Below are 16,148 nucleotides of genomic sequence, written 5' to 3'. Positions count from 1 at the left end.
GTCAAGTGGGCTGCCCAAACAGGGGGCAGCCAGATACAGTCAGGCGCATCATGAGTTCTCGCCCGGTGCCGCTGATTCCTCCTGGGCTCCGTGCGTTTCTGGCACGGATCCCCCTTCTGGCACCCACCGTGCGGTTCCTGCGGCGCGGGCCGTTCGCCCGCGACCGCAACCTCCTCATCACGCTGAGCGTGCTGACCCTGACGGTCGGGGCGCTGGCCGCCCGGGTCTCCATGGAGTGGTTCTCCCCGGCGCTCATGATCCCGATCACCCTCGTCGGCGGGCTGCAGCTCCGGCTGCGCAGCCTGTCCAAGCTGCTGTGCGCGGTCGCCGTCTCGCTCGTCTACGTGGCCGTCGTGCGCGGGGTCGGGCACATCGGGCCGGGCCTGCTGGCGACGTTCGGCTTCACCATCGTGCTGGCCGCCCTGATGGCCCGCACCCGCGGCAAACTCGGGGTGCAGGGCCTGCGTGGCGACGTGATGCTGCTGGAGCTGCGCGACCGGCTCAAGAAGCAGAGCGAGCTGCCGAAGCTGCCCAAGGACTGGGACTCGCGGGTGGTGCTCAAGCAGGCGGGCGGCTCCTCCTTCGGCGGCGACTTCCTCGTCTCCATCCGGGAGGGCGACGTCCTGGAGCTCGCCCTCGTCGACGTCTCCGGCAAGGGCGTCGACGCGGGCACCAGGGCGCTGATGCTGTCGGGTGCCTTCGGCGGCCTGCTCGGCTCGGTCGACGACTTCCTCGGCGCCTGCAACACCTACCTGCGCCGCCAGCGCGAGGCGGAGGGCTTCGTCACGGCGGTCCACGTGCGGATCAACCTCGCCACGGCGGAATACGTGATCACCTCGGCCGGGCACCCGCCGGTGGTCAAGTTCGAGGCGGGGACCGGCACCTGGAAGGTCTCCCCGGCCAAGGGCGTGGTGCTGGGCATCGTCGGCGACCTGCACTGCGAGCGCGACAAGGGCATGCTCCGCAGGGGTGACGCGCTCATGCTCTACACCGACGGGCTGATCGAGCAGCCGGGCCGCGACATCGACGCCGGTCTCGACCGGCTGCTCGGCGAGGCCGAGCGACTGCTGCCCTCCGGTTTCCGCGACGGCGCCCGGAACCTCGTCACCACCATGTCGGCCGGGCACAACGACGACTGCGCGCTCATCCTCATCTGGCGCCCCTGATGTCCGGAACGGGCCCCGGAACCGGCGTCCCCCCGGCCCGGCACACTCCCCGACGCCGTACGGATAGCACCGATGGTAGTCGGATCATTACGGAATGCATGGTCAACGGCCGGTGTTCCACACCGTTTTCCGGTGAGCCGGAACACTGGCGGGAGCCGGTGGGCGTTTGGAAGGCTCTAGGGGCGGTTTCGAACCTTCAGGGAGTCGCCCCGGCGGGCGGTCGGACCCGGTGTCCTTTCACCGGAAGCCCGGCCGATCCGGCGGTCGCCCCGTCCGCATGGGTTCCGGACCCCGGGGGGTGGCGCGGTTGCCCCGGGGCCGGCCTGGGCGGCGGACGGTGCGACATGCCGGCCGCCGTGCCGGGTCACCCGGTGGGCGGCCGTCGGTGTCATCCGTTGTGACATCGGTGATCGGCGGCTCCTCGGCGGCGCGCCGCGCGACGTCGTGACTTTCGTGGGGGAGGTCCGGCCGGGCGCGACGCGAAGGCGGCCGGGTGCGTGGTCCGGTGACGGGCCGCGCACCCGGCCGGGGCGGACGTCCCCGGCGCGGCCGGCTGCGCTTCGGCGGCCGTGCCGGGGACGTCCGTCGCGGAGTCGCCGGGGCGTCCGCCGCGGAATCGTCGCGAAGTTTTCGCGGAGTCCGCGGAGTCCGCGGACTCCGCGGAGTCAGAGCCACCCGGCGTCGCGGGCGATGCGCACGGCGTCGAGGCGATTGCGGGCCTGGGTCTTGCTGATGATCCGCGACAGGTGATTTCGGACCGTTCCCACGGACAGGAAGAGCTGGTCGGCGATCTCATTGGACCGTGCGCCCAGGGCCGCCAGCCGCAGCACGTCCAGCTCCCGCCGGGTCAGCGGGTTCTCCGCCGACTCCAGGGCGGCGACCGCGAGCTCGGAGTCGATCGCCCGGCGCCCGGCGGCCACCCGGCGCACGCCGTCGGCGAGCTGCTCGGGCCGCACGTCCAGGCTCATGAACCCGAGCGCGTGCACGGAGAAGGCCCGCCGCACCTGGCCGGCGCTGGGGTGGCGCGACAGCAGGAGCGTCCGGCAGGAGGGGGCGTCCTCGTGCAGCCGGAGCGCGACGGCGAAGCCGTCGACGTCGGGCAGATCCAGATCGACGACCGCCGCGTCGGGGCGGTGTCGCAGGACGGCGGGCAGGACCTCCTCGCCGTTGCCGACATCCGCCACCACCTTGAGGTCCGGCTCGCACGCCAACGAGGCCACCAGGCCTCGTCGGACCAGCGGCAGATGCTCGGCAATCAGGATCCCGATCAAAAGTTTCCCCCCAACGCCTTTCACAGGGTGACCGCACGATCGCTTACTGTCAACGAAGTGTCCCCATTCGGTCAACCCGGCGCAAGAGACCTGATCCGGAGGCTCCGTCTCTGTGGCACTCTGGAACCACGAAGCGTGGGTTAGTCTCGGAAGACCGCCCGCACATAAACGACCGGGGAGTTTGACCTGTGAGCTGGCTCGTCGGGGTCCTCATCATCCTCCTGGGACTCATGGTCTCGATCGGACTGCACGAAATCGGCCATCTGGTGCCCGCCAAGATCTTCGGCGTCAAGGTCACCCAGTACATGGTCGGCTTCGGTCCCACGCTGTGGTCCCGTCACCGGGGCGAGACCGAGTACGGCGTCAAGTGGCTCCCCTTCGGCGGTTACATCCGGATGATCGGCATGCTGCCGCCCCGGCCCACCGACGCGCCGGGCACGTTGCGCTCGGTCTCCACCGGTCCGTGGCAGGGCCTCATCGAGAACGCCCGTGACGCGGCGATGGAGGAGGTCCGCCCCGGCGACGAGGACCGGGTCTTCTACCGCAAGCCCTGGTGGCAGAAGGTCATCGTCATGTCGGGCGGCCCGGCGATGAACTTCGTGCTGGCGTTCGTGCTGTTCGCCGTCGTGATGATGGGCTTCGGCGTCGCCGTCGAGAAGAGCCAGATCTCCTCGGTCCCGCAGTGCGTCAAGACCTCCGCCGAGATCGCGAAGAACCCCGGTGCCGAGTGCACCGCGGCCGACAGGCCCAGCCCGGCCGCCGCGGCGGGGCTGCGCCCCGGTGACGTACTGGTGTCGGTGGCCGGCCGGCCCGTCGCGAGCTGGGACGCCGCGACCCGGGCCATCCGCTCCCACGGCGCCGGTCCGCTGGCGATCGGCATCACGCGGGACGGCCGGCCGATGACCGTCACCGCGAACCTCATCGCCCAGGACCGCGAGTCGCTGGACGAGCCCGGGAAGATCGAAAAGGGCGTCGGTTACCTCGGGGTCAGCCCGGTGATCGTCACCGAGCGGCAGGGCATCGGAGCGGTCGCCGCCCACATGTGGGACACCACCTCGTTGACGGCGGGCGCGCTGCTGCGCTTCCCGGAGAAGATGGTGGGCGTCTGGAACGCCGCCTTCTCCGGTCATGAGCGCGACAAGAACGGCCCGGTGGGTATCGTCGGCGTCGGCCGCATGGGCGGGGAGATCGTGGCCTCCTCGGCCCCGCTGGAGAGCAAGGTCGTCATCTTCATCAACCTGCTGGCCGTGTTCAACCTGGCGATCGGCATGTTCAACCTGATCCCGCTGCTCCCGCTCGACGGCGGTCACATCGCCGGAGGGCTGTGGGAGGGGCTGAAGCGGGGCTTCGCCCGCGTGACGCGCCGTCCCACCCCCGCCCACGTGGACATCGCCAAGGCGCTCCCGCTCACCTACGCCATCGCCCTGGTGATGATCGTCATGGCCGGTCTGCTGGCGTACGCCGACGTCTTCAACCCGATCCGCCTGCTGGGCTGATCTCCGTAACCGTCCATCCCGTACGGCGCGCCGCGGGCGGGCCGTACCCGCCGTAGGGGTACGCCGTGAACGACCGGACGCCGGGAGCGGCGATCGACGTGGCGCTGTTCCGGTTGCGCCGGATCTGGGCCCGGCCGTTGCGCGCCCGCCGGGCGGGCGAGCCGCCCCGGCCGGTGCAGATGTCGAACGTGATGGTCGTGCACGCGGTGCACAAGCTGAGCCTGGACGTGCCCGAGGTGACCGTGGGCGCCGTAGCCGAGCAGCTCGACGTCGATCCGTCCACCGCCAGCAGGCTCGTCAACGACGCGATCGGCGCGGGCCTGTTGGCGCGCGAGGAGTCCGCGGTGGACGCCCGGCGGGCCCGGCTCGTGCTGAGCGAACGCGGCCGCCGGGTGCTGGAGGTGGTCGTCCGCTACCGGCGGACCTACCTGGACGGCTTGATCGCCGACTGGACGGAGGCCGACCGCGAGACCTTCGCCCGGCTGCTCGCCCGTTTCGCCGAGGCGGCCGTCGCCCGCCCGGCCGACCTGGCCGGCCTGGACCGGATGGTCGCCGAGGCGGCGGGGGTGACGGACGTGGCCGTCACCCGTCCGTGACGCCGTCGATCCGCACGGGCCGGTCAGTACATCGAGATGTGCACGTGGTCGTAGTGGTTGGCGGTGACGCCTCCGCGGTCGGACATGGCACGCCAGCCGGTGCCGCTGTTGATCCGCTGGCGCCAGATCACGTACTTGACCCCGAGCCGCGCCCTGTTCTTGAGGACCCAGGCGGCGATCTCGTCGCCGAGCGCGACGTGCTCCGCCGTGGGCGTCGAGCCGCCGGCGCTCATCATGAAGTCGCAGGCCCGGCCCAGCGGGTGTTCGCCGCCGTCGTTCTCCGAGCGGTAGCAGCCGACCTCGTGGGGGAGGGTGAACCGCTTCCCGACCGCCCCGCGCATGATCCGGGTGCGGTCGGTGATGTTGTCGGAGCCGGCGGGCAGCTGGGGCGCCCAGCTGCCGTCGGCGCGGCGACCCGAGCCCACGGGGACGAGCGCGTCGAGCTTCCGTTTGACGTCCGCGATGGCCTTCTCGGCGTCGCGGCGCCGGGCGGCCACGGCCTCGCCCTCCTCGGCGATCCGGCCGGTGAGCCGGGTGGCCTCCTCGGCCGCCCGCCTGCGCAGGTCCCGGCTCTGGGCGAAGGTCCGCAGGTGGGCACCCTGCTGGGCGGCGAGCTGCGCGGTGACCGCCGCGCCGTCCGGCTGGGGGGCGAACAGCAGGGCGGGCAGGCCGCCGCTGCCCTGGTATTGGAGCCGGGCGATGTCCGCGACCTGCTCCCTGGCCTCGGTGTAGGCGTGCTCCGCCTCGGTCAGGGCGGTCCTGGCCCGGCTCTCGGCCTGCCGGGCCCTGCGCAGTGACTCCCGCTTGGCCGCGTAGTCCTCGATGAGCCCGTCGACCTTCTTGGTGAGCTTGGCGAGGTCGGCGCGCAGCTCGGACTCGGACGGCTTGGGGTCGGCGCCGGCGGGTCCGCCGCCGAGGACGAACGCCAGGGCGGAGACCGCGGAGACGGTCATGGCCGCACGGCGACGGGACGTGGGGGACGGGGCCGCCACGGCTCTCCTCTCCTACCGCCTACCGGGTTAGCTGACGGGTTCGGGCGGGAGAGAGCCCTTCCACCGAAGTGGATTCACCCCGGGTGCGGTGGTTCCCCGGCTTCCGGGCGACGCACCCGGAATTAGGCATATCGGACATAAAGTCCAATGGGTGAGGATAGCAATGGTAAACGGATGGTCACGCGACCCCGTTCCGTGACCGGACGCCGATCACCCCTCGGCTCACCCTTCGGCTCACCCCTCGGCCAGGGACCGCAGGCGGCGGGCCGTGTCCTCCGGCAGGACGTCGTTCACGAAGGCGCCCATGGCCGACTCCGACCCGGCCAGATACTTCAGCTTGTCGGGCGCCCGGCGGATGCTGAACACCTCCAGGTGGGCGTACGACAGGTCCCGGCCGGTGTGCACCGGCGCCTGGTGCCAGGCCGCCACGTACGGCAGCGGCACGCCGAAGAGCCCGTCCAGGGCGCGAAGCACCCGGGTGTACAGGGGGCCGAACGCCGCCCGCTCGTCGGCCTCCAGCGAGCCCAGGTCGGGCACCCGGCGGTGGGGGTAGAGGTGGACCTCGACCGGCCAGCGCGCCGCGGCCGGCACGAACGCCGTCCAGTGCTCGTTGGCGGCGACCACGCGGACGCCCGCCTCCCGCTCGGCGGTGAGCACGTCGGCGAACAGGTCGCGGCCGGTCCGCCTCCGGTGCCGCTCGGCCGCCCGCAGGGACAGCCGGGTCCGGGGGGTCACGTAGGGGTAGGCGTAGATCTGGCCGTGCGGGTGAGCCAGGGTGATGCCGATCTCGGGGCCCCGGTTCTCGAAGCAGAAGACCTGCTCCACCCCGGGTAGCGCCGACAGCTCCGCCGTACGGTCGATCCACGCCTCCATGACCAGCTCGACCTGCTCGGGGGAGAGCCGGGAGAAGGAGGAGTCGTGGTCGGAGGTGAAGCACACCACCTCGCACCGCCCGGTCCCCGGGCGGACCTCGCTCAGCCCGCCGACGGGGGCGGTGCCGACCGGCTGGCCGGAGAAGGACGGGAAGCGGTTCTCGAAGACCACCACGTCGTAGTCGGGCGAGGGGATCTCGGTGAGCCTGCCGGGAGCCGAGGGGCACAGCGGGCACTCGTCGGCCGGCGGCAGGAACGTGCGGCTCTGGCGGTGCCCGGCCACCGCGATCCACTCCTCGGTGAGCGGGTCGTAGCGCAGCTCGGAGGCGGGGGGACGGGGCGGCAGGTCGCGCAGGTCGGCCGCGCTCCGGTCGGCGTCGTCCCGCCGGTCGAAGTAGAGCAGTTCGCGGCCGTCGGCCAGGTGGGTGATCGTGCGTTTCATCGGGTCGCCGTCTCGTTCCGCTGGTGGGGGTCGGTGATGATCAGTTCGCCCACCCGGGCGGCCAGCTCCTCGCGGGCCTCCTCCGGCAGGCCGGGATCGCTGACCACGACGTGCGCCTCGGCCAGCCCGGCGATCGTGCTGATGCCGACCGTGCCCCACTTGGTGTGGTCGGCGGGCACCACCAGCCGGTGCGCCGAGGCGACCAGCTCGCGGTCGGTCTCGGCCTCCAGCAGGTTGGGCGTGGTGAATCCGGCGCGCACGCTCATCCCGTGCACGCCGAGGAAGAGGGTGTCCACGTGCAGCCCGCGGACCGCCGCGACCGCGACCGGGCCGACCAGCGCGTCGGAGGGCGTGCGGACGCCGCCGGTCAGCACGACGGTGCGGTCGGCGCGGGGGGAGCGGTGGAAGACCTCGGCGATCCCGATCGAGTTGGTGATCACCGTCAGGTCGGGCACGTCGGTCAGGAAGTGGGCGAGCGTCCAGGTGGTGGTCCCGGCGGAGAGCGCCACGGCCGTGCCCGGCCGTACCAGCCGGGCCGCCCGCCGGGCGATCGCCTCCTTCTCCGGCTGCTGGCGCGCCGACTTGGCGGCGAACCCCGGTTCCTCGGTGGATCCGGGCCCGGCGACGGTGGCGCCGCCGTGGACCTTCGCCACCAGCCCGCGCTCCGCCAGCACCTCCAGGTCCCGGCGGATCGTCATGTCCGACACCCCGAGTTCGCGCACCAGGTCGGCGACCCTGGCCCCGCCGCTCGCGCGCACCCGCTCCAAGATCGCCTGCCGCCGCTGCTGGGCGAGCATTGACCACCCCTTAAATCACCAGATTCCAGCAAATTACCACAACCATGATGGTTGGAAGATGTTGGAACCTGGTGGGGGATGATGCCTGCCCTGTCCGGCGGCCCCGTACCGCGCCGGGCACCGGCCGGGCGCACGGCGGGCGGGTCCGGTCACCGGCCCGCGGTGGGCGGGAGCGGTCCGAACGGATCTAGTCGTCGTCTCCGTCGGGCTGTGGCGGGCGGCCCCAGGCGGCCAGGAGGCGGGTCTGCGCGTCGGTGCCCGCGGGCGTCGGCCGCTGCTCCCCGATGACCCCGGCCTGCCGGTAGCCCTTCTCCGCGTCGGCGAACCAGGCCGCGCAGGCGTCGACCAGCTCCGGGTCGAGCCGTTCGTCGGCGCCGACGGCCCGGGCGAGGTCCCAGGTGTGGATGAGGACGTCGGCGAACAGCTCCGCGACGTACTCGCCGCCGGGCACGTCACCGAACGACAGGTGGGCGACGCGGGCGAGCGCGCCGTCCTCGAACACCGCCTGCACGGCCGCCGTGGCGGAGGTGTCGAACGCCTTCAGCGCGTCGTCGCCGAGCATGTCGCCGTCCAGGGCGTCGCCGACCTCGCCCACGGTCCGGCCGGCCAGCAGCAGGGGGACCCAGCGGTTCTCCCTGACCACATGGTCGACCAGGGTACGGACGTCCCAGTCCACGCACGGGGTGGGAAGCCTCCACTGCCCGGGCCCGATCCGGTGGACGAGAGCGCCGAAGGCGTCCAGCGCTCGGCGGTAGGCCTCGCGTGTGTCGATGCTCATCATGCCCTCCCCGATCCTCACCTCGACCGTAACTCCCGCGGGACGAGTAGTCATCGCCGTCCGCGGGCACGGCCCGGGCGGGACCGGGGAAGGGATCTCAGGGCAGGCGCTGCTCCACCCAGACGATCTTGCCGTCCGGGGTCGGGCGGGTGCCCCAGCGGTGCGCGAGCCAGTTGATCAGGTGCAGGCCGCGGCCGGTGTCATCGTCGCTGCCCGCCTCGCGCATGACCGGCCGCGCCGGGGAGCGGTCGGCCACCTCGCACACCAGCGAGGGACCGCGCAGCAGGCGCACCTCGACCGTGCCCGAGCCGTGTTTGATGGCGTTGGTGACCAGCTCACTGATCATGAGCTCGGTGGCGTCGGCGATCGGGTCCAGCCGCCACTCGGACAGCGTCGCGCGCACGAGACGGCGGGCCCGGGCGGCGGAGCGCGGGTCGGGATCGAGCGTGAGCTGCGCCAGATCCTCCTCGCCCAGCCGGCGCACCCTGGCCAGCAGGAGCGCGATGTCGTCGCGCTCGTGCCCGGGCCGCTGGGCCTCGATCGTGAGGTCGCAGACCGCCTCCAGGTCCTGGTTCTGATCGGCCAGCAGGTCGCAGACCATGCCGATCCCCTCGTCGATGTCCCGGTCGCGGCTCTCCACCAGGCCGTCGGTGTAGAAGGCGAGGACGGCGTCGTGCGGCAGGACGAGCTCGCGCATCTCCGTCGGCTCGTTGCCGATGCCGAGGGGCGGCCCCGGGGGCAGCTCCAGCGGCTCGGCCCCGCCGCCGGGCCGTACCAGGATCGGAGGGACGTGTCCCGCCGAGGCGATCGCGCAGGTCCGCGTGACGGGGTCGTAGGTGGCGTAGACGCACGTCGCGATCTGGGTGCCGTCCAGGTCCTGGCTCATCCGGTTGAGGCGGAACAGCACCTCGGCGGGGGTGAGGTCGAGGCTGGCGAGCGTGCGGGCGGCCGTGCGGAGCTGGCCCATCGTGGCCGCGGCCCTGATCCCGTGCCCCATCACGTCGCCCACGACGAGGGCCACCCGGCATCCGGGGAGCTGGATCACGTCGTACCAGTCGCCGCCCACCCCGACCAGGTCGCTCGCGGGCAGGTAGCGGGAGGCGATCGTCAGGCCCAGGGGCTGCTGGAGGTCGACCGGGAGCAGGCTGCTCTGCAGGGTGAGCGCGGTGCGCCGCTCACGGTTGTAGAGCCGGGCGTTGTCGAGGCAGACGGCGGTCCTGGCCGCCAGCTCCTCGGCGAGGTTGATGTCCTGCTCCTCGAACGGCTCGCTGTCCGGCCTGCGGGTGAAGACGACGAAGCCGAGCACCTGGCCGCGCGCCTTCAGCGGCACGACCAGGAACGAGCTGTCCTCCAGCACCCTGGCCACCGTCTCGCGCTTGGCGAACCGCCCGATCTCCTCGGAGGTACGGCGGCCCAGCCGGGGATAGAGGATCGGATTCCCGGTGGCCATGCACCTGGCGTACGGCGTCCAGGCGTCGTAGACGACGACCTCGTCCACCGGGAACGCCTCGGCGTACTCGCCGGGCGAGGAGCTGGCCACCCCGACCGCGATCCGCCGGACCGGCACCGACCCGTCGGTGGCGCGCTGGGGGGACTCCCCCTCGGCCACCAGCCGGTCCTGCACCAGGATGCCGGCCGCGTCGGCGAAGCGCGGCACGGCGACGTTCATCAGCTCCCTGCCGGTCTCGAACATGTCGAGGGTGCTGCCGATCCGCTTGCTCGCCGCGTTGAGCAGCGACAGCTGCTCGTTCATGGAGGCGGGGCTGCTCATCCGGGGGATCGCGGTGGCCGGGTCCTTGGTGACGAAGCGGCGGTTCACGCGCCCCGCCGGAGGGGAGCCGGGGTCCGCCGGGTGGCCGGGCCGCCCGCGGGCGCGTTCCCGGACCGTCCGCCGGGTCTGGCGGGCATGGTCGTGGGCGGACAGGAGGGTGAGAGGCGCGCGGCGTGGGGGAGCCCGCTGTGCTCACCGCTGATGATGACGCCGTCGGACCTCGTCACGTTCCCCTCCACGAACTCGGCTACGTCCAAAGATGAATGGTAAGGAACGATCTAGGGTCTAGGCTCATTTTTGCCGGAGATTTCGGATTATTCACCGTATGAGACTTGTGACGCCTGTACGGCGCGGCGCGACGTTTCACGTCATGTGACCCCGTAGGCGGGGCGCCTCCGACGGGAGCGGGACCCGGGGCGGGCCCCGGGGCGCCACGCGGATCTCCACCGTTCCGGTGCCCCCGCGGGCGGATGAGCCGTACGGGTTCCCGAACCGCAAGGAGCCGGCGGGGCGGGGCACGCCTCGCCGCGGGTGGCGCTGATCTGCCGGTACGCGACGCGGGGCCGGGGCGAGGCGTCACCGCTCATGCCTTCGGGCCGGTGCCCGGGGCGACGGCCGAAACGAGAGAACAAAATCTGATGCGCGATGCGGGCGGCATGAAAACAGCGGGCGGAAAACAAGTGGAAATCGAGAAGGCCAGGTCACGCCGTACGGTGTGACCTGGCCTTTCTCGTTCGGAGCGGACGACGGGAATCGAACCCGCGTAGCCAGTTTGGAAGACTGGGGCTCTACCATTGAGCTACGTCCGCACGAGCCGGTGCCGGTCTGGTCTAGACTTCATCCGGTCGTCAGGGCGTAATCGTACCGGAGTTCCGGAGCGTGCGCGCACTCGGCGAACCGGGGTGTGGCGCAGCTTGGTAGCGCACCTGCTTTGGGAGCAGGGGGCCGCAGGTTCAAATCCTGTCACCCCGACAGCGGGCCAGGGGCCGATCCGCATGGATCGGCCCTTTTCCATGGGCGCGGGGCCCGGACGGTCGCATGGAGCCCGTGTGGGCGCGAGGTCCGCGCGGCCCGGCCCGCGCGCCGAGTCCGGAGGGCCGCGGGGCCGTGGATCCCGCCGAGGCCGCCGGGCCCCGTGATCCCCCGGTCCGGGTCAGCCGGTCCCGCTGAAGACGGCCCAGACGGCCTTGCCGCCGCGGGCGAGGTGGTCCCATCCCCAGCACCTGCTGTAGGTCTCCACGATGTAGAGGCCGCGGCCGTTCTCGGAGATGAAGTCGGGCTCCTTGGGCGTGGGCGCCTCGTCGCTCGGATCGGCCACGGCGAGGACGACGTGCGCCGAGATGCGCATCAGCATCAGCGTGATCGGGGTGGCGTCGACGCGGACGGGCGGGCACAGCGCGTAGCGGACCGCGTTGGTCACCAGTTCCGAAACCACTAGCGCTGCGTCATCGCTCAGTTCCGACAGACCCCAGTGGCGCAGCGTCGAGCGGGTCACGTCCCGCGCGGTCTTGACGGAGTCGGCCTGAGGGGAGAGCGGGCACGCCGTCGCGTCGGAGCCGTCGAGGCGGTCGGCCACGAGGAGGTCGTCGAAGCTGACCTCGCGGGTCGCCCGCAGGTAGTCGGTAGCCGATTCTGGCTCCTCAACCATCCTGCCGGTGCCTCCCGCCGCCATTGCCATCTCCGTACCGCCTGTGAATTGTCAGAGCTTGTGCACCTTAAGCCCAATATGCACTAGGCCATCATGAGTCACCCGGCCGCCCCCTGCAAGACCCAAATGCACGTGCAGTTGCAGCGTGCAGCCGCATCGCCGATTCTTACGGGATGCTCGGTGAATCGGACACGGTGTCGGGACCTTGTCAGGAAGGCCGGAAGTGATGACACTGTGTGCGCTGGCCCAACTGCACAGGGAGGCGAAGTGACGCAGATCCACCCGGGATCGGGTCCGACAGCTCTGCGTATCCTTTTGGGCTCCCAACTACGCCGGCTCCGTGAGGCCCGGGGCCTCTCCCGCGAGGAGGCGGGCCATCTGATCCGCGGTTCCGAATCCAAGATCAGCAGGATGGAGCTCGGCCGGGTCGGACTGCGGGAGCGCGACGTCTCCGACCTGCTGACCTTCTACGGGGTCGAGGACGAGGAGGCGCGCTCGGCGGTGATGGACCTTCTGTCCCGGGCCAACGAGCCGGGCTGGTGGCACCGCTTCAACGACCTGCTGCCCTCGTGGTTCCAGACCTACGTCGGACTGGAGGAGGCCGCCTCCCGGATCCGCACCTACGAGGTCCAGTTCGTGCCCGGGCTGCTCCAGACCAGGGAGTACGCCAGGGCGGTCATCACCGCGGGAAGCGCCGGCGTCGGGCCCGAGGAGATCGAGCGCCGCGTCGACCTGCGGATGGAGCGCCAGAAGGTGTTCGACCGGCCCGACGGGCCGTTCTTCTGGGCGGTCATCGACGAGGCCGCGCTGCGCCGTCCCATCGGCGGCGCCGACGTGATGCGGGCACAGCTGGAGCACCTGCTGGACCTCATGCGGCGGCTGAACGTCACGATCCAGGTCATGCCGTTCAGCTTCGGCGGCCACAGCGCCGAGGGCGGCGCCTTCAGCGTGCTGCGCTTCGCCGACCCCGACCTGCCCGACGTGGTCTACGTCGAGCAACTCGCCAGCGCCCTCTACCTCGACAAACGGGAAGAAGTGGACCGTTACAGCGAGGTCATGGAACGGCTGTGCGCCGTCAGCACCACCCCGGATGAGACGACCGACATCCTGCGGCGCATCATCAAGGAGAACTGAACAACCACCGGTCGCTCTGTGGTGCGCGACTGCCCTAGACTGGCCAGCGGCGCTGGACACCCGCCACGGTGGATCATGCCCTCACGGCTTGTATGTCTCGAAGGCTGTGCCCCGCGCCGCTCATGTGGGCGCGGCGCGCGAGCTTGCCGCGGTAGCCGTACGACTTGACGCGCCCGCGATCACTCGAAGCTTGATCAAGGAGATCACCCCGTGAAGACCGCTGTCGAGGAGCTCAGCCCGACCCGGGTCAAGCTCACTGTCGAGGTGCCGTTCGAGGAGCTCGACGAGAGCATGAAGGCGGCGTACAAGAAGGTCGCGCAGCAGGTGCGCGTCCCCGGATTCCGCCCCGGCAAGGTTCCGGCCCGCATCATCGAGCAGCGTTTCGGCCGCGCGGTGGTGCTGGAGGAGACCCTCAACGACGCGGTGCCGAAGCTGTACGGCCAGGCCGTCGACGAGAGTGAGATCTTCCCCGTCAGCCAGCCGGACATCGAGGTCACCAAGATCGACGATGGCGAGCAGGTCGAGTTCACCGCCGAGGTCGACGTCCGCCCGAACTTCGACGTCCCCGACTACCAGGGCATCGAGGTGAGCGTCCCGGTCGCCGAGGTGACCGACGAGGACATCGAGGCCCAGCTGGACGGCCTGCGCCAGCGCTTCGCCACGCTGACCGGCGTCGAGCGCCCCGCCGCCAACGGCGACTACGTCGTCATGGACCTCGCCGCCGCGATCGACGGCGAGAACATCGAGGAGCAGCAGGCCAACGACGTCTCCTACGAGGTCGGTGCCGGCTCGGTGCTCCAGGGCCTCGACGACGCCCTGGTCGGCATGTCCGCCGGTGACGTCAAGGAGTTCACCACGAACCTGGTCGGCGGCGAGAACGCCGGCGAGGAGGCCGTGGTCACGATCACCATCAAGAACGTCAAGGAGAAGGTCCTCCCCGAGCTCGACGACGAGTTCGCGCAGCTCGCCAGCGAGTTCGACACCCTCGACGAGCTCAAGGCCAGCATCCGCGAGCAGGGCCGCCGCAACAAGCTCGTCGAGCAGGTCGTCCAGGCCCGGGAGAACGCCCTCGACGCCCTCCTCGCCCAGATCGACATCCCGCTTCCGGAGAGCGCCCTCAAGGCCGAGGTCGACAACCGCAAGCACAACCTGGAGCACCAGATCGCGGAGAGCGGTCTGAGCAAGGAGGCGTTCTTCCGCCTCTACCAGACCACCGAGGAAGAGCGCTACGCCGAGTTCGACGAGAGCGCCGCCAAGGCCCTCAAGACCGGCTTCGTCCTCGACAAGATCGTCAGGGCCGAGGAGATCGGCGTCAGCGAGCAGGAGCTGACCAACTTCGTGGTGCGCCGCGCCATGCAGATGAACGTCGCCCCGAACGTGCTCGCCCAGCACCTCGCCGACAACGACCAGCTCACCCTCGCCATGGTCGAGATCGTCCGTGACAAGGCCAAGAGCCTCATCGGCGACGCCGCCAAGGTGACCGACGAGGCCGGCAACGAGGTCGACCTCAAGGCCATCTACGCCGAGATCAACGCCGAGGAGGCCGGCGAGGAGCCCGCCGCCGAGGAGACCACCGCGGAGCAGGCCGACGAGGCCACCGAGAAGTAATCTCGCCGACGCGCACCACGCGGCGCCCCACCGTGCCCGGCACGGTGGGGCGCCGCCGTCTTCGCCGTGACCCCCGGAGAACAGGGCCGGACGGCCCGCGCGGGGCGTCCGGGCGGCGCGGCGAGCATGCGCCGTCAGCGAACAGCACCGGGAGGGGGCATGTCCGGTGGGTGGCGCGCGTTAAGGTCACAAGCAAAGCCACAATCGATTACGACGCATCGGAAGGTGACGCTGTGACCAGCCCGCCGACCATTTACCAGCCGACCGGCTCCGGGCCCGAGTCGATGAGCCAGCCGACCGGCTCGTTCAGGCTCGAAGACCAGCTCTACCAGCGGCTGCTGCGTGAGCGCATCATCGTGCTGGGCACCCAGGTCAACGACGAGATCGCCAACCGAATCTGTGCCGAGCTGCTCCTGCTCGCGGCCGACGACGGCGAGCGCGACATCTGGCTCTACATCAACTCGCCCGGTGGGTCCGTGACCGCCGGTATGGCGATTTACGACATGATGGAATACGTGCCCAACAACGTGTGCACGGTCGCGATGGGCCTGGCCGCTTCCATGGGCCAGTTCCTCCTCTGCGCCGGCGAGCGCGGTAAGAGGTTCGCCCTGCCGCACGCCCGCATCATGATGCACCAGCCGTCCGGAGGCATCGGGGGCACCGCCGCCGACATCGCCATCCAGGCCGAGCAGATGCTCTACGTCAAGAAGACCCTCGCCGAGCGGATCGCCTTCCACACCGGCCAGCCGCTCGACCAGATCGAGGCCGACTCCGACCGTGACCGCTGGTTCACGGCGGAGGAGGCCAAGGACTACGGCTTCATCGACCACGTCGTCCGTAGCGCCCGGCAGGTGCCCTCCACGGGCCCCGTCTCCTGAAGGGGAACAAGGTGAGTGAGTTGATCCGGCCGGGAGACATCAACGGCCGCTATGTCCTTCCCTCCTTCGTCGAGCGCACCTCGTACGGCGCGAAGGAGATGAACCCGTACAACAAGCTGTTCGAGGACCGCATCATCTTCCTCGGCGTGCAGGTGGACGACGCCTCGGCCAACGACGTCATGGCGCAGTTGCTGACGCTGGAGTCGCTCGATCCCGACCGCGACATCAGCATGTACATCAACTCGCCCGGCGGGTCGTTCACCGCCATGATGGCGATCTACGACACGATGCAGTTCGTCCGGCCGGAGATCCAGACGGTATGCCTCGGCCAGGCGGCCTCGGCCGCGGCGATCCTGCTGGCCGGCGGCACGCCCGGCAAGCGGTTCGGCCTGCCGAACGCCCGGATGCTGATCCACCAGCCCTCCACCGAGGGCGGCGGCCAGGGCAGCGACATCGAGATCCAGGCGCGTGAGATCCTCCGGATGCGCACGCAGATGGAGGAGATCCTGTCGCGGCACACCGGCCGCTCGGCCGAGCAGATCCGCAAGGACATCGAGCGCGACAAGATCCTCGATGCCGAGGAGGCGAAGGCGTACGGGCTGATCGACGACATCATCCCGTCCCGCAAGAAGCTGGCCAAGGCCGTAGCTTCCTGACGGGGTCCACCGCACCGGAACGGTGCCTAATTGGGCACGTTCC

Annotated in this window: 14 protein-coding genes, 2 tRNA genes and 1 riboswitch; of the genes, 8 read left to right on the top strand and 8 right to left on the bottom strand. The window is 70.8% G+C overall.

Annotated elements, in window-relative coordinates:
• The first annotated feature begins 50 nt into the window (after positions 1-50).
• Entirely contained in the window at positions 51-1,166 is a 1,116-nt protein-coding gene (locus tag ACQP10_RS29060; RefSeq protein ID WP_390000374.1) for a PP2C family protein-serine/threonine phosphatase, read from the top strand.
• A gap of 665 nt (positions 1,167-1,831) precedes the next feature.
• Here ACQP10_RS29060 and ACQP10_RS29055 read toward each other — a convergent pair.
• Positions 1,832-2,461, bottom strand: a complete 630-nt coding sequence (locus ACQP10_RS29055; RefSeq protein WP_346019598.1) for a response regulator transcription factor — start codon at positions 2,459-2,461, stop codon at positions 1,832-1,834.
• 164 nt (positions 2,462-2,625) lie between these two features.
• On the opposite strand from ACQP10_RS29055, the gene ACQP10_RS29050 reads away from it, so the two are divergent.
• The gene (locus tag ACQP10_RS29050) at positions 2,626-3,933 is read left to right on the top strand and encodes a M50 family metallopeptidase (RefSeq protein ID WP_346019599.1); all 1,308 of its coding nucleotides are present in this window, start codon (positions 2,626-2,628) and stop codon (positions 3,931-3,933) included.
• A gap of 65 nt (positions 3,934-3,998) precedes the next feature.
• Entirely contained in the window at positions 3,999-4,529 is a 531-nt protein-coding gene (locus ACQP10_RS29045) for a MarR family winged helix-turn-helix transcriptional regulator (RefSeq protein ID WP_346019600.1), read from the top strand.
• A gap of 23 nt (positions 4,530-4,552) precedes the next feature.
• Here ACQP10_RS29045 and ACQP10_RS29040 read toward each other — a convergent pair whose 3' ends face one another.
• From ACQP10_RS29040 to ACQP10_RS29015, 6 genes are all read right to left on the bottom strand, one after another.
• On the bottom strand, positions 4,553-5,482 hold the full coding sequence (locus ACQP10_RS29040; RefSeq protein ID WP_346019601.1) for a coiled-coil domain-containing protein: 930 nt from the start codon (positions 5,480-5,482) through the stop codon (positions 4,553-4,555).
• Between the two features lie 41 nt (positions 5,483-5,523).
• Positions 5,524-5,660: riboswitch (cyclic di-AMP (ydaO/yuaA leader) on the bottom strand.
• A gap of 95 nt (positions 5,661-5,755) precedes the next feature.
• Positions 5,756-6,835 carry a galactose-1-phosphate uridylyltransferase gene (gene galT, locus ACQP10_RS29035; RefSeq protein ID WP_433540077.1) on the bottom strand — a complete coding sequence of 360 codons (1,080 nt, stop codon included), beginning with the start codon at positions 6,833-6,835 and terminating at the stop codon, positions 5,756-5,758.
• Positions 6,832-7,632, bottom strand: coding sequence for a DeoR/GlpR family DNA-binding transcription regulator (locus ACQP10_RS29030; protein WP_390000383.1), 801 nt, complete (start codon positions 7,630-7,632; stop codon positions 6,832-6,834). The genes galT and ACQP10_RS29030 overlap by 4 nt, the downstream gene beginning before the upstream one ends.
• A 187-nt stretch (positions 7,633-7,819) precedes the next feature.
• On the bottom strand, positions 7,820-8,410 hold the full coding sequence (locus ACQP10_RS29025; protein WP_390000385.1) for a TIGR03086 family metal-binding protein: 591 nt from the start codon (positions 8,408-8,410) through the stop codon (positions 7,820-7,822).
• 97 nt (positions 8,411-8,507) lie between these two features.
• Positions 8,508-10,229, bottom strand: coding sequence for a SpoIIE family protein phosphatase (locus ACQP10_RS29020; RefSeq protein ID WP_346019605.1), 1,722 nt, complete (start codon positions 10,227-10,229; stop codon positions 8,508-8,510).
• A 690-nt stretch (positions 10,230-10,919) separates the two neighbouring features.
• Positions 10,920-10,990: transfer RNA gene (locus ACQP10_RS29015), tRNA-Gly, on the bottom strand.
• An 89-nt stretch (positions 10,991-11,079) separates the two neighbouring features.
• Between ACQP10_RS29015 and ACQP10_RS29010 the strand changes: the two genes are divergently transcribed.
• Positions 11,080-11,153: transfer RNA gene (locus tag ACQP10_RS29010), tRNA-Pro, on the top strand.
• 181 nt (positions 11,154-11,334) lie between these two features.
• On the opposite strand, the gene ACQP10_RS29005 is transcribed toward ACQP10_RS29010, so the two are convergent.
• Positions 11,335-11,829 (bottom strand): ATP-binding protein, encoded by a 495-nt coding sequence (locus ACQP10_RS29005; protein ID WP_355646031.1) that lies wholly within the window; start codon positions 11,827-11,829, stop codon positions 11,335-11,337.
• Between the two features lie 267 nt (positions 11,830-12,096).
• On the opposite strand from ACQP10_RS29005, the gene ACQP10_RS29000 reads away from it, so the two are divergent.
• The 4 genes from ACQP10_RS29000 (at position 12,097) to ACQP10_RS28985 (ending at position 16,105) form a co-directional block, all read left to right on the top strand.
• Positions 12,097-12,963, top strand: coding sequence for a Scr1 family TA system antitoxin-like transcriptional regulator (locus ACQP10_RS29000; RefSeq protein ID WP_179823936.1), 867 nt, complete (start codon positions 12,097-12,099; stop codon positions 12,961-12,963).
• Positions 12,964-13,173: 210 nt separating this feature from the next.
• Positions 13,174-14,571 carry a trigger factor gene (gene tig, locus ACQP10_RS28995; RefSeq protein WP_433540076.1) on the top strand — a complete coding sequence of 466 codons (1,398 nt, stop codon included), beginning with the start codon at positions 13,174-13,176 and terminating at the stop codon, positions 14,569-14,571.
• A gap of 233 nt (positions 14,572-14,804) precedes the next feature.
• Positions 14,805-15,449 carry a ClpP family protease gene (locus tag ACQP10_RS28990; protein ID WP_308426337.1) on the top strand — a complete coding sequence of 215 codons (645 nt, stop codon included), beginning with the start codon at positions 14,805-14,807 and terminating at the stop codon, positions 15,447-15,449.
• Between the two features lie 11 nt (positions 15,450-15,460).
• Positions 15,461-16,105 carry an ATP-dependent Clp protease proteolytic subunit gene (locus ACQP10_RS28985; RefSeq protein WP_179823931.1) on the top strand — a complete coding sequence of 215 codons (645 nt, stop codon included), beginning with the start codon at positions 15,461-15,463 and terminating at the stop codon, positions 16,103-16,105.
• Positions 16,106-16,148 lie beyond the last annotated feature (43 nt).

The sequence above is a fragment of the Streptosporangium sandarakinum genome (assembly GCF_050942225.1).
Lineage (GTDB): Bacteria > Actinomycetota > Actinomycetes > Streptosporangiales > Streptosporangiaceae > Streptosporangium > Streptosporangium nondiastaticum.
Note: the sequence above shows the minus strand (reverse complement) of the source record. Positions and strands in the feature narration are given on the sequence as shown.